This window comes from Marinifilum caeruleilacunae (assembly GCF_013141825.1).
Lineage (GTDB): Bacteria > Bacteroidota > Bacteroidia > Bacteroidales > Marinifilaceae > Marinifilum > Marinifilum caeruleilacunae.
Genome location: NZ_RZNH01000007.1, coordinates 138,251 through 152,743, shown reverse-complemented (window position 1 = coordinate 152,743; position 14,493 = coordinate 138,251). Strand labels below are relative to the sequence as shown.

8 protein-coding genes are annotated in these 14,493 nt (G+C 37.8%); 2 read left to right on the top strand and 6 right to left on the bottom strand.

The window, feature by feature from the left end:
- The 5 genes from ELS83_RS06610 to recQ all read right to left on the bottom strand — a co-directional run.
- Positions 1 to 1,252: hypothetical protein (locus tag ELS83_RS06610; RefSeq protein ID WP_216616409.1), on the bottom strand; the 1,252-nt coding region annotated here is incomplete at its 3' end.
- Between the two features lie 276 nt (positions 1,253 to 1,528).
- Positions 1,529 to 4,081, bottom strand: a complete 2,553-nt coding sequence (locus tag ELS83_RS06605; protein ID WP_171594746.1) for an NACHT domain-containing protein — start codon at positions 4,079 to 4,081, stop codon at positions 1,529 to 1,531.
- A gap of 124 nt (positions 4,082 to 4,205) precedes the next feature.
- Entirely contained in the window at positions 4,206 to 4,973 is a 768-nt protein-coding gene (locus ELS83_RS06600; protein WP_171594745.1) for a LytR/AlgR family response regulator transcription factor, read from the bottom strand.
- Positions 4,974 to 5,063: 90 nt separating this feature from the next.
- Positions 5,064 to 7,181 carry a S9 family peptidase gene (locus ELS83_RS06595; protein ID WP_171594744.1) on the bottom strand — a complete coding sequence of 706 codons (2,118 nt, stop codon included), beginning with the start codon at positions 7,179 to 7,181 and terminating at the stop codon, positions 5,064 to 5,066.
- Between the two features lie 96 nt (positions 7,182 to 7,277).
- Positions 7,278 to 9,392, bottom strand: a complete 2,115-nt coding sequence (recQ, locus tag ELS83_RS06590; RefSeq protein ID WP_171594743.1) for a DNA helicase RecQ — start codon at positions 9,390 to 9,392, stop codon at positions 7,278 to 7,280.
- A gap of 242 nt (positions 9,393 to 9,634) precedes the next feature.
- On the opposite strand from recQ, the gene ELS83_RS06585 reads away from it, so the two are divergent.
- Positions 9,635 to 10,816 (top strand): CD0519/CD1768 family membrane protein, encoded by a 1,182-nt coding sequence (locus ELS83_RS06585; protein ID WP_171594742.1) that lies wholly within the window; start codon positions 9,635 to 9,637, stop codon positions 10,814 to 10,816.
- Between the two features lie 154 nt (positions 10,817 to 10,970).
- The gene (locus ELS83_RS06580; RefSeq protein WP_171594741.1) at positions 10,971 to 11,909 is read left to right on the top strand and encodes a lysyl endopeptidase; all 939 of its coding nucleotides are present in this window, start codon (positions 10,971 to 10,973) and stop codon (positions 11,907 to 11,909) included.
- Between the two features lie 73 nt (positions 11,910 to 11,982).
- Here ELS83_RS06580 and ELS83_RS06575 read toward each other — a convergent pair whose 3' ends face one another.
- Complete coding sequence (locus tag ELS83_RS06575; protein WP_171594740.1) at positions 11,983 to 14,490, bottom strand: endonuclease MutS2; 2,508 nt, start codon at positions 14,488 to 14,490, stop codon at positions 11,983 to 11,985.
- Between the last annotated feature and the right edge of the window lie 3 nt (positions 14,491 to 14,493).

The window sequence follows — 14,493 nt, the reverse complement described above, 5'->3', positions numbered from 1 at the left end:
CGTAATCAGCAGATTCGAATTGTGAATCAGCTCTTGCAATTAATGACGCATACCTGTCATCCAATGCTTTTTTCTCAGCTGCCAACCTAGCTGCTTCATCGGCCTGGCGTTGCTGTTCTGCTAACAAATCATTAATCTTTGCAATCTGACTTTTCGGATATTGTTCTTCAGCTTTCAAGTTCAATGCCTCGGTATAACTTGCCTTTGAAGATGCGTAATCAGCAGATTCGAATTGTGAATCAGCTCTTGCAATTAATGACGCATACCTGTCATCCAATGCTTTTTTCTCAGCTGCCAACCTAGCTGCTTCATCGGCCTGGCGTTGCTGTTCTGCAAGCAATTCATCTATTTTTGCAATCTGACTTTTCGGATATTGTTCTTCTGCCTTCAGTTCAAGTGCATCACTATAACTGGTTTTCGACGACAGGTAATCTCCTGATTCAAATTGAGAATCAGCCAGGGCAATAATTGCTGCATACTTTTCATCCAAAGCTTTTTGTTCTGCTGCCAATCGTGCTGCCTCATCAGCCTTTTGTTGCTGTTCGGCAAGAAGTTCATCAATCTTTATAATCTGATTTTTCGGATATTGCTCTTCTGCTTTAATATCCAATGCATCAGTATAAGCTAATTTCGCCTCTTCATATTTTTTGCCTCTAAAACTAATATCTCCTTTTTGAATCGCAGCCTTGTAGGCCTGTTCTCTGGCCAAACGTTGAGCTTCAAGTTCGGCAGCTCTTTTCCTGGCCGCTTCTTCTGCTTTTCGAATCGCATCACGAATTTGAGCATCGTAGTCTTTATCATGGTCAAAATCATCCAATTCCTTGTCGTACATGATCATTCCCATTGGCTGATCAAATACAGACAAATCCAAACCCTCATAGGCCGGAAAAAGTGAAACTGTAAACTTAAATGGTGGAAATTGACTATCCCTGCTTAATACATCTTCGGGAACAAAAGTAGAAATACTCACTTTTTTGGTGACAAAACCTTCTTTGGAAAACTCGAAGATATAATCGTTCCCAAAATCAAGTTCGTGACTGAATTTTCCGTTCTTATCAACCAATTTAGAATCTAACTTATTGGCATTTTTATAAATGGTAATAAAGGTATTTTCGATACTTCCATTTTCAATTTTCACTCTTCCTGTTACAGAATATTTTTCTTGTGCAGAAACTGAAAAATTCCAGAGAACAAAAAGAATGGCAACACACAATTTAATTTTAAACTGCAAGTTCAATTGAGAAAAATTCATATTATGGATAATTTAAGACCACGTTATTACTTTACTAATCATTTCAACGTGTTCATTCATGAACTTATTATTCCTAATCTGGCAGTTGTCTTAAAATATTACTCAAAAACTTCTGCGAAATCATAATAATGGTAAAGTTATAATTTTGAAGCGGAAATAGAATATAATAATATGAGTTCAATGTAAAAATCTAATCGCAGGAAGCCATATTAACAAAATAAAGCTGCTTGACAGTGCAAACAGCTTTATTAAATAAAAGTGAATTTGTGAAGAGTATTATACCAATAGTGCTTCTAAAGTATAGCTAGAAGCATACTTTTTTAATAAACGTGTTTCTTCAGCGATACAGATTTGTTCCTTGGTTTTTTCGTTAATTCCATTATAAAAACGTGCCATTTTTCTGTAAAGGCTTGTTGTACATGAATGATAATTAGCAAATTCGCTAAGCTCAATTGCTTTATTAAAAAACTCCTCTACTCGCTGTACATCATTGTTTTCCAGGTAACAAGTACTTAGAAACGAATTATAATATATTTGTAAGTAGTAATTTTGAGAAGAGTTTATTTCACTTTTACAACTTAACAAGTAGTCAACTTGTTCCTTTTCAATATTCATACCTAATGAATACTGAGCAAAAATTTTATAGCACTGTAATAATTTGTAATTCGAAGACCAATTCCCATCTCCTTCACTTTTGTATAAATGTTCTGCATCGTCAACCAACTGCAAAACTTTATGATATGATTCCATGTATGTCAATGCCATACAAAGAATTATTTCGAAATCTCCATCTAAATTACTGTTACTTTCTGCATACTTCATGTATGACATTTCACGGTAATAAAATAGTTTTAACAACTCTATATCGTCCGAATCGTTACCTATAAAATGGTTGTACATCAATACAGCAGCCAACCTAACTGCAATGGTAAAACCTGTACATGAAGTATCCACTTCTTCTTTGGACAGGTCATGATAATAAGCATCTGCTTTATCCGAATCATAGCTAAAAATTGCTGAAATCAACAATAAGCCCAAAGACCTGATTCTTAAATTCCTTGTAGCACCATTTTTAGCAAAAATTTCAAGAACGGCCTTTGAATTCTCTTGTAAATTCAAAGTATCAGAAAATGCTTTGGAGAATATTTTTTCAGATTTTTTGTTCTCTGCCAAATGTTCGATCAGATCAAGCTTATACTTTTCGTTATGTATTGGAGAATTAAAAATGGTTTCAAGCACGCAAGGAGCCGAAATGGTATCGTCGCTCAACTCGAACAAATTTTTTAGTTCCAAATGCTTTCCGCTTAAGAAAGATGATTCCAATAAATAAGAGATCAACCTGTTCTTCAATTCAAAACCTGCATATTCAGTATCAACACGTTTAATTAATTCGAAGTTAACACCGTCGTTGTTTTCAATTAAACTGATTCCTATTAAGGTTTCGAACAAGGTTTCATTTGTAATTTTTACATACTTACAATAGTTGTTCTTCTTATTGGTAGAAATGTATTCGGTTATGATTCCGTAAGAAAGCAACTCCTGGTAAGCCGAATAGTAATCACCGGCAGTTTTTAGATGAACCGGAAATCTTTCCCTTAGTTCCAGTTTTTTCGCCGCTGTTCCATCTTTACCATGACCAATAAGATCCAAAATTGCATAAAGGATATCCACTTTCTCCTCGGAAAATCTCGAGTAATGAACCTTATTTTTAATGTATTCATGAATCAGTTCATAACTTTTATTCAGCTTATGAATTTTGTTTGGAGAATACAGTTTGATAAAAAGTTCCAGAAAGAATGGATTTGACAGCACCGTTTTTTGATGATAGGTTAAATCTTCGATACTTACATTGGGTGCATAATGAAGATTTAGGGTCTTATCAAAAACTCTTTGAATTTCCTTTTGATTTAGTGGTGCAAGGTTTGCTTCATTGATCTTCTCTGAATCATCATTTAAATCGTACCAACACTCTTTCAAAGCATTTGATTGAGCCACAAATGGCAATGCAAACTTTTGCCAGGTTGTATTTCTTGATGTTAGAATTAATTTGACTTTGCTTGAATCTTTAAAATTTAAAACAAACTGTTTTAACTGTAAAAACAGTCGTTCCAATTTCATATTATCGTAGGTAACTTCATCCAGCGCATCAATTACAAAAATGATTTTACTTTCGCATGCCTCAGGATGTTTCAGAAAATATTTAAGAGAGTCTTTCTGAGCAAATTTCAATTGATCCTGCAACCAGTTCTCCAACTTGAAATCAGAATTTAGAAAACTGATCATTAGTGAAGCATTCAAAAACAGGACAACATCTTCATTTTTCTTGTTGAGCCATTTTCTTTCGAACCATTTGGCAATCATGCTTGATTTTCCACATCCACCAGGTGCGATAAATGCCAAGGCACTATTTTTCGAACTTAAAAACTTCTCTATTCTTTTCTCAGCCTCCAAACGAGGTGATACTGCCTGAAATGGAATTCCTGATTGCCCTGAAATGAAATTAAAGGTATCGGTGCTGAATGAAATTGCTTTGTTGTAAAAATCGGTCCAGCTTTCCTTTGGTGCAACTTCTGCTTTTGGCTGTGTTTCCCAATAATTGCTAAAGTGTTCCCAATCTTTATAACCCAAATAAGTTGCCAGTATATTTAAAGTATACTTACCTGGAATGGTATTGCTTTTTAAAAAACCAAATAATCTTCGGATTGTAGTGGTACTAATTCTACTTCCTGTCTCTTCACAAATTGTGTCAGCCAGGAATTTACAATCTTTGGTGTAGACCAGGTCTTCACCAAACTTTTTTAAGATTTCAGATTTAACGCGTTCGATCATAGTAGTGGTTTTCCGTTAAATTTTCCATGAAAATACTTAAGAAAATCAGGCTTTTCAACGGATAATTCGCCACTACGTAGTACGAATTTCCCAATACGTAATATGAGTTTGTGAATGCGTAAGCTTACTTTTTAGAATCTGGCAGAAAATCGGCTATTTTTTTCAGTCTGCTCAGAAACTCAGCTTTTCTGCCTTCCGATACTTCAATCTCTTTTTTATTCTCCAGAATCACCTTTCCTCCTCTTCCTTTCACGTAATTGTCAACGAAATTTAAGTTGATCAGGTGTTTGTTGTGTACACGGCAAAACAATTCTGAAGGAAGCAATTCCTCGAAATTCGATAATGCTTTGGAAACCATGATTGGATCCTCATCAACAATATAGAAGTGCGTATAACTGCCATCGGCTCGGCAATAGATTATATTTTCAACTTCAACAACCTTTAATCCATTGGATGTTGGCAACACAATTTTCTTATGCTGATTGTTCAAGCTGTCAAATAATACCTGTATTTTTTCATTCAGATCAAGATCCTGATGACTCTCCTTGTATCGCTCAACCGCATGCTGCAGTTCGATGTAGTTAATTGGCTTTAACAGGTAATGTAAGGCTGAAAACTGAAATGCCTTAATGGCATAATCGTTAAATGCAGTTGTAAACACAACTTCGAATTCACGATTCTTCACTTGCTGCAGCACTTCAAACCCATCTCCATCAGGCATCGAAATATCCAAAAATACCAAATCCGGCTTCAAATCATTAATGGCTTTTACTCCTGATTTAACATTGTTTGCAAACCCAACAATTTCTAATCCATTGCAATATTTTTCCAGCAGCTTATGAAGAGTTGCCTGACTCTTCATTTCGTCATCAATAATAAGTGTTCGGATCATAAGTGTAATAGTTTTCTTAATCTAAATCGAGAATTAAATATACAAAAAAAGCGCTCTGTTGAGCGCTTCACATAAACATTCTTATTTTTTTTATTCTTTTATTCCTGCAAGGTCTAAAACAAAGGCATATTCAAGGGCTGCTTCCTTTAATCTTTCAAATCGACCAGAGGCTCCACCATGTCCAAAATCCATATTGGTTTTTAAGAGTAATGGATTATCATCTGTCTTCATATCACGAAGTTTCGCCACCCATTTGGCAGGCTCCCAGTATTGTACTTGCGAATCGTGTAAACCAGTTGTAACCAATAAAGCCGGATAATCCTGAGCTTTCACATTATCGTATGGCGAATAGGAAAGCATGTAATCGTAATACTCCTTATTTTTTGGATTTCCCCACTCATCAAACTCACCCGTTGTTAGTGGAATTGATTCATCCAACATGGTAGTAACAACATCTACAAATGGAACGGCTGCAATTACTCCTTTGTACAATTCCGGTTGCATGTTGATAATGGCTCCCATTAGCAAACCTCCGGCACTTCCACCCCAGGCAAACACCTTATCTTTTGCTGCATAACCTTCTGCCACCATATGTTCTGCACATGAATTAAAATCGGTGAAGGTATTTTTCTTCTTCAACAATTTGCCATCTTCATACCAATATCGACCCATTTCCTGGCCTCCGCGCACATGAGCAGTCGCCACAACAAATCCTCTGTCCAATAAACTCAACCGAACCGAGCTAAAGTAAACATCAGAACTTGAACCATACGATCCGTAAGCCGATAACCAAAGCGGATTTTTGCCTTTTTCAAATTTATCTTTTCGATACACCAATGAAATAGGCACTTTGGTTCCATCTTTTGCTGTTGCCCATAAACGTTTGGCTTCATAATTATCTTTGTTAAAACCACCAAGAACTTCCTGTTGTTTCATCACCGTTTTTTCCTTGCTTCCCATATTGTAATCGATGGTAGAACTTGGCGTTGTAAGCGAGGTATAGCCATAACGTAAAACGTCTGAATCAAATTCCGGATTAGCAGAAATCCATGCATCGTAGGTTTCTTCACCAAAGTCGAGGTAATGTTCATCACCCGAATCCCAATTGCGAATGCGAAGCTGGTTCAATCCATTTTTACGTTCGCCCACAACCAGGTAATTCTTAAAAATCTCAAAATTACTTAGGAAAACATCATCCCTGTTAGGAATCATCTCAATCCAATTCTCTTTTGTAGTTTTTGCAACAGGCGTTTTCATCATTCGGAAATTCTTCGCCTGGTAATTGGTACGAATGTAAAAATGATCTTTATAATGAGCTATGCCATATTCCAAGTCTCTTTCGCGAGGCTGTATTACTTTAAACTTGCTATTTGGTTTGTTGGCATCAATGTATCTGTATTCCGAAGAAACCGTACTGCTTACTCCAATCATGATATACTTTCTCGATTTGGTCTTGTAACAAAAGGTATAGAAAGTATTGTCTTTTTCTTCATAGACCAATTCATCATCTTTTGAAGAGGTGCCAAGTACATGCTTATAAACTTTATGAGGCAACAAGGTTTCAGGATGCTTTACCGTGTAAAAAACAGTTTTGTTATCGCTTGCCCAGGTAATACCGCCAGTAGTATTGGTAATCTCGTCGGTATACACCTTATCGCCTTTCAGGCTCTTAAATTTGATGGTGTATTTTCTACGACTTAAGGTATCTTCGGAGTAGGCCAAAATTTTATTGTCTTCGCTCACCGAGTAGCTGCCAATATTGTAATAACTATATCCTTTCGCCATTTCAGGAACATTTAACATGATATGCTCCTCAGCTTCAAGACTTCCCTCTTTCCTGCAATACAATGGATATTCAGCATCTCCTTCTGTTCTGCTGTAGTAATAGTATCCATTCGATTTGGCTGGAACCGATTCATCTGTTTTTTTAATTCGGGCAACCATCTCATCAAAAAGTTTGGTCTGAAACTCTTCGGTGTGTTTCATTACCGCATCTGTATAGTCGTTTTCTGCAGTCAGATAGTTAATCACTGCCGAATCTTCACGCTGGTTTAACCAGTAGTAATTGTCTAGCCTGGTGTGATCGTGGATGCTTAATTCTTTGGGGATTTTTTGTGCATCAGGAGGATCAGGTAAACTGACTTTTTGATTACACGATGCTAAAAACATTGCAATCATAGCAATGCTAAGAATTGATTTAGTCTTCATGTTTCTTAAAATTTAAAGGTACAGGTTAATTGATTGAACCTTAAATTTAACAAAAACATCGAAATGATCAATAATACAATATGAGTTTTAGCCAGATTATGAAGTGCTTACTTTTAGATATGAGATGGCCAGGCGAATTTTATAGTACTCGATTTCTTCGCCCATAAACAGGTACAATTCCTTGATATTTTCAGTAAAATTTAAGGAACGAAAAGCATTTTCGATCTGTTCCAATTCACGGGAACTAAAAAATTCATACAAATCGACATCTGCCCCTTTTTCGTACAAAGAAGCCAAATGAGAGTAAATTGTAACAGGGTTTACTTTTCGGATACTGGCAATTTCATCAACCGAAAATCCCTGCTTGTAATATTCGTAGGTTTTATAAAAAGACTCCCCACTTTTCTTTGCTTCGCGATTTTTACTCTGCTGGAAATTTAGAATTTCGTTGATAAATAATTCACCATACAACTGATATTTGCGAACACCAACCCCAGAAATCATTTTCATCTCAAATTCGCTGCTTGGCTTATCCTGTACCATTTCCTGCAAAGTTGCATCCGAAAATACCAGGTAAGGCGGAATGTTTTCATCGCGCGAAATTTGCAATCTAAGCTTACGTAGTGCCTCAAACAAACCTTCACGATCGAGTTGCTTACTTGTTTTCTTTTCAATTGGCTTGATAACAGGATCAGATTTCATTGAAGCCAAATGAACCAATTTCACCAGTCGTTCGCCAAAGAGCACTTCTCTTCCTTGCTCGGTTAATCGCAAGGCATTGCCATGATCGTAAGCCACGGTAATAAAGCCCAGGTTTAAGAGCTGAAGCAGATATTGTTGCCAATCCTGGTGTGCAATATCTTTTCCTGCACCATAGGTTTTAATTTGGTGATATCCCTTGTTGATGATTTCCTGTCGGGATGAACCTCGAAGAACGTCAATAAGAGTTCCAGCTGCAACCTGTTCTCTGAGTCGAACAATGGCCGAAAATGCTTTTTGTGCAATGATTGTTCCATCGAATAGTTGAGGTGGATTTTTACAAACATCGCAGTTTCCACAATCTTTTTCGAGGTGTTCTCCGAAATAACTCAGCAATATTTTTCGCCTGCAAATCTGTGCATCACAAAACTGTTGGATTCTTTCCAGTTTGGCATGCGAGACTTCTTTGAGTTTCGATTCATCAATAAATTTTCGATGTACAATTACATCGGAAAAGCTATAAAATAAAAGTGTATCTGCCTTAAGGCCATCGCGCCCGGCACGACCAATTTCCTGGTAGTAGGACTCAATATTTCTAGGCAAATTATAATGGATTACCCAACGTACATTCGATTTATCGATACCCATTCCAAAAGCAATGGTAGCACAAATAATCGGCACCTCATCGTTGATAAAATCTTCCTGGCGCTTTGCACGCTCTTCGGCCGATAAGCCTGCATGATAATAAGCTGCATTTACCCCGGCATTTCTCAATTTTTCGGCCAATCCTTCGGTTGCTTTTCTACTCAAACAATAGATAATTCCTGATTGATGTGGACGCTGACGCAAAAATCCCAGTATGGATTTAAACTTGTCGCGTCCGGGAGCAACGGTCAAACTTAAATTTGGCCTGTCGAAAGAGGAGATAAACCTTTCGGGATCAGTCAAATTCAATTGCGAAACAATATCTTTCTGCGTAAGATTATCGGCTGTAGCCGTTAAAGCAACAATGGGTACATGAGGAAATTGTTTCTTCAGATAAGCCATTTTTGTGTACTCAGGGCGAAAATCATGCCCCCAAACCGAGATACAATGCGCCTCATCCACTGCAAACAAATTCACCTTAAGTTGCAATAACAAGTAGTAGAAATCCTGGCTTACCAATTTCTCTGGAGAAACATATAGCAGCTTAATTTTCCCTGCCACCAGGTTCTCAATAATTTCGGCCTGTTCCTGTGTATTTTGCGAGCTATTCAGGTAATCGGCCGAAACTCCATTGGCTCTTAATCCTTCTACCTGATCTTTCATTAGGGCAATCAGAGGAGAAACTACAATCGTAATTCCCTCCATAATAATAGCTGGAATCTGGTAGCAAATCGATTTTCCTCCACCAGTTGGCATAATCACCATCGCATCCTTTCCTTGCAAAATTGAGTTGATTACCTTCTCCTGCAATGGACGGAATTGATCGTATCCGAAATATTTTTTTAATGCGTTTGATGCTGCCGACATAGCTATTTTTTAATTGGGAAGACAAAACTAGTACAATTCGTGCGAAGAATGAAGAAGAACTTATCAACAATATCCAAATTTCTGGGCTCTACTTACGATAAAACATGACAAAAATCAATATGCTTTTGTAACATATAAAAGAGTTTAAAAAACTGATAAAGATCATACAAAAAAAGCTTTCCAAACTACGTTTATAATATACATTTGCAGCGAATAACAAACACAAACACACAACCAAAAAAATGAACGCAATTAAATCTATCAAGGAGACAGATTTTTTGAAGAAGCGCAGGTACGAAGCTGTGATGTTTCTTCTTACATTTTTCGGGATTTTTGGATACATCGGCCACACAATGGGTGTTTCCAATATGCTGAATACGATCATGCAAACCGCATGGGATTTGCTAATGAATACTGTTTTCTACATTATGGGAATTACAGTTCTTTCTGGTGCATTAGGTAAATTATTAATTGAATTTGGTGTTGTTCGTCTGTTGGAGAAAATTCTTGCTCCGATGATGAAACCATTATTCAACTTACCTGGAGTTGGTGCATTGGCAGGAGTTCTTACATTTTTATCGGATAACCCGGCGATTATCAGCCTGGCCAACGATAAAAACTTCAGCAAGTATTTTAAAAATTACCAATTGGTATCATTAACCAACTTTGGAACCGCTTTCGGTATGGGTTTGATTGTAATCACATTCATGTCTACACTTAAGGTTCCGGGCAGCGACGAAAACATGTTTATTCCTGCATTAATTGGTTTGGTTGGTGCTTTATTTGGTGCGGTAGTTTCAACTCGATTAATGCAACGATTAATCAGGGGGAAAATTCCTGCGCGTACCGATAACGATTTTGAAGGTGCAACCGAAAAGATCAGCTTTAAATCGGAAGGTAGCGTTTTCCTAAGATTCCTGAACTCAATTTTGGATGGTGGTAAGTCGGGTGTTGATCTTGGATTGGCTATTATTCCGGGTGTACTTATCATTTCTACAATGGTAATGATGCTAACTTTCGGACCAAAAGATCCAACATTAGGATACCAGGGATTGGCATATGAAGGTGTGCCATTGTTACCAAAATTAGCTGGATATGTTTGGTGGTTGTTCGAAGGATTATTCGGATTTAAATTTCCTGAACTAATTGCATTCCCGGTAACTTCGCTAGGTGCAGTTGGTGCAGCTTTATCGCTTGTAAAAGCATTCCTTGCAAAAGGAATTATCGATGGTAATGTTGTTGCGGTATTTACTGCAATGGGGATGTGTTGGAGTGGATATTTAAGTACCCATACTGCAATGTTGGATACTTTAAATTTCCGTGAATTGACATCTAAAGCTTTACTATCTCATACCGTAGGTGGTATACTGGCGGGTACATTTGCCCATTACCTCTACGTTCTGGTAAGCACATTTCTTTATTAAGAATATAATTACCCCTACATGAGTAAATGCCATCTCGTTACGAGGTGGCATTTTTTCATGCATTAACACCTATTCTTTCGGATTAAGCAGGAATTAACTCCCGTATTAACTCTCTACTCCTAGTTTTGAGTATCATTCATTAAATACGAATCAAATGACAATTCTAAAAAAGTTAATCTACATTTTAGTTTTAGTAGGAACGGTTTCTTGTAATTCTTGCGATAAATCGGATAGCAATTCAGAAACAACAAAGGAGGAAATTGCGACAGCTCCTGAAGGAAAATATTCGGCCGTTTTTGGTGGCGGTCCTTTCTATACCGGGGGTATGGAAGTAATCAACGATTTGAAATCATCAGGTTTTTCAACTGTTATTTTATGGACCATTCACATTGGTGAAGATGGCAGTATGAATTATAACGATACTCCAATTATGAATGCCGATGGCGAATACATTGGAGATCCTGAATGGCAATCGAGATTGGAACAGTTGACAAGTGCACCTAGTTCTGTTGATAGAATTGAACTGGGAATTGGTGCGTGGGGAGCCAAATCGTGGGAACATATCAAAAACCTGATTGCCGAAGAAGGAACAGGACCAGAAACAAAGCTATATAAGGCTTTGCAAAAATTACAGGAAATTACAGGTGCAACAGCAATTAACTACGACGATGAAGTAACTTTTGATGTTGCATCGACAGTAGATTTCACCTTAATGTTGGCTGATATGGGTTTGAAAGTGGGTCTATGTCCTTACAATGAGACTGAATATTGGAAATCGGTTTACGAGCAGGTAGAAGCTAAAAAACCAGGAACAATTGACCGTGTGTACTTGCAATGTTACGCTGGTGGATCGAGAAATAAACCATCGGAGTGGAACCAGTATTTTGGCAAGCTAAAAGTTTCTTACGGATTGTGGTGCAAAAATGGCGACAATTGCGCGAATGGAGACAACCCAGCTGTAATTGGTGAAAAAATTGCCAGCGAAAAAGAGAATATCGACGGAGGGTTTATTTGGCTTTACGACGACATTCAAAAGTGTGCTGCTTATGGAAAATCGAGCTCTTATGCCAAAGCAATCAATGAAAATTTATAATCAATTTTTAGAATAATCTAAAAAAGGAAATCTGCACTGGCGGATTTCCTTTTTTTATATCTGTATTTCAATTTTACTCCATGGTAACAACCGTTATTCCTGATCCTCCCATTTGGATGCGTTCATCCTTAAAATGACGAACCAAATCTACGGTTTGAAGATAATCCCTGATAAGCTGACGCAGGATTCCATGCCCTGTTCCATGCAAAATTCTAAATTCTTTTACTTCCAGCATAATGGCTTCATCAACATGATCCATTACAATTTGCAGTGCCTCTTCGCCTCGCATTCCCCTCACATCAATATCCTGTCGGAAACTTAGTTTGCGTTTCGAAATTCGCTCCTGAACCAAGGCCGAAGTCTGATTGTAAGTCTTTTCCTGTTTCTTCAATTGAGACTTGGAGACTTTCGACAATCGCTTGGCTTTCACCGATGTAAGAATGCTTCCAAAGGCAACCACCGCAGTTTTATCATTAATCTCGATTACTTCACCAACCGTATTCTGATTATCCAACTGCACCAAATCACCTTTTTCAATCACATCTGGATTAAACTGCTTTTTGCTTTTCACAATTGCTTTGGCTGCTGTCGATTTTCCTGCTGTTTCAGGCTCCTGATCTTTCTGCCCTTTGCGCTTTTCGCGATTTTTCAGTTTCTGAATTTTACGGTTGATGCGCTCCTCTTCCTCCAACTCGGCTTGTGTAAGTTGAACCTTGGTTTCTTCGAACTGCTTTCTCGCTTTTTTGGTTTTCTCTTTTTCGGCTTTGCTTTCCTTAATATCGCGAATGGTTTTTTCTATGGTTTTATTCGCATTCTGAAGCAAATCTTTAGCCTCTTGCTGTGCTTTTTCGATAATGTCCTTTCGAAGCTTGCTGGCATCTTTCAACTCCTTATCGTATTGCTCAACCAACTGATTTAGCTTCTTCTCGTTTCTACGGATTTTATCCCTTTTGCTTTCCCAATATCTTTTGTCGCGAACAATATCACGCAAGTGTTTATCGAAATTGATATGATCCTCACCCACTTTTTCGGTAGCCGCTTTTAGAATTTCTTCGGGTAAACCGATTTTTCTTGCAATTTCGAAAGCAAAAGACGATCCTGGCTTGCCAACCTGCAATTGGAACAATGGGCGCATCTGATGCGAATCGTAGAGCATGGCACCATTCTCGATCCCTTCAGCTTCAGAAGCAAAATGCTTTAATCCCGAATAGTGAGTGGTAATCACACCACAAACTTTTTTACGGTTTAATTTATCTAAAATCGATTCGGCAATTGCTCCCCCCAAAGCAGGCTCAGTTCCTGTTCCAAACTCATCAATCAGCACCAGCGTATCGGTATCTGAATAGCGAAGGAAGTGTTTCATATTCATCAGGTGAGAGCTGTAGGTACTTAAATCGTTCTCGATGGATTGTTCATCACCGATATCAATGAAAATTTTATCGAAAATTCCGATTTTTGATTCCTCCTCCATAGGCACCAGGAATCCACACTGGAACATGTACTGCAACAAACCAACTGTTTGCAAACAAACCGATTTACCACCGGCATTCGGACCTGATATCAGGATAATTCTTTGTTCGTTTGAAATTTGAAGATTTAAAGGAACCACTTTACGACCTTCGTTTTGTAAGGTTAAAAACAAAAGTGGATGGGTCGCTTTTTCCCATAATAATGTAGGTGTTTTCACCATTTTGGGAAGCAAGGCTTTCACCTGTATGGCGAACTTGGCCTTTGCTCGTATAAAGTCGATTTTGGCCATAAACTCATAAGCCAAAAACAAATCGTCGATATAAGGGCGAAGTTGTGCTGTAAATTCCAGCAATATTCTTATGATTTCGCGACGTTCAGCATACTCCAACTCCCTGATTTCATTGTTTGTTTCAACAATTTCGGACGGTTCGATATAGGAAGTTTTCCCTGTTGCCGATTCGTCGTGTACAATCCCCTTTATTTTTCTTTTGTAAGCCGATGGAATTGGAATTACAACGCGTCCATCGCGCACCGAAAGCGCAACATCCTGCTCTACCCAACCTTCTCTTTGAGCCGCGCGAAGCATAGATTGCATTCGCTTGGATATGGTAGATTGCTTTTGGATTAACGAACTTCTGATGTGCTGAAGTTCTGGTGAAGCATTGTCCTTAATTCGTCCATTCTTTGTAATGATCCCATTAATCCTGTCGAAAATGTAAGGATACATCTTAACATTTCCAGTCAATTTTTTCAGGTAAGGATATTCATCCTCTTCCTTCTTTTGGAAGAATCGCAAAATAGAAGAGATCGATTCCAGTGAACGTTTCAGATTGTACAACTCTTCCAACTCAAGATAAGTACCATCAATACGAACCTTCTCTAAACTTTGGCGCACATCAATAAAGTATCCCAAAGGGAAATTCTCTTCCTCTAAACAAATGGTTTTAAATTCGTTGGTCTCATTCACCATTCGGTTGACCGTTTTGTAGGAATTCGAAAATTTAATTTCATCAACCAAATCTCTTCCCAGGGAACTTAAACATTGTTTCTTAACCAGTTCTCTTACTTTATCGAACCGAAGTTTTGTTTCAAAATTGTCTGGATATATCACGTG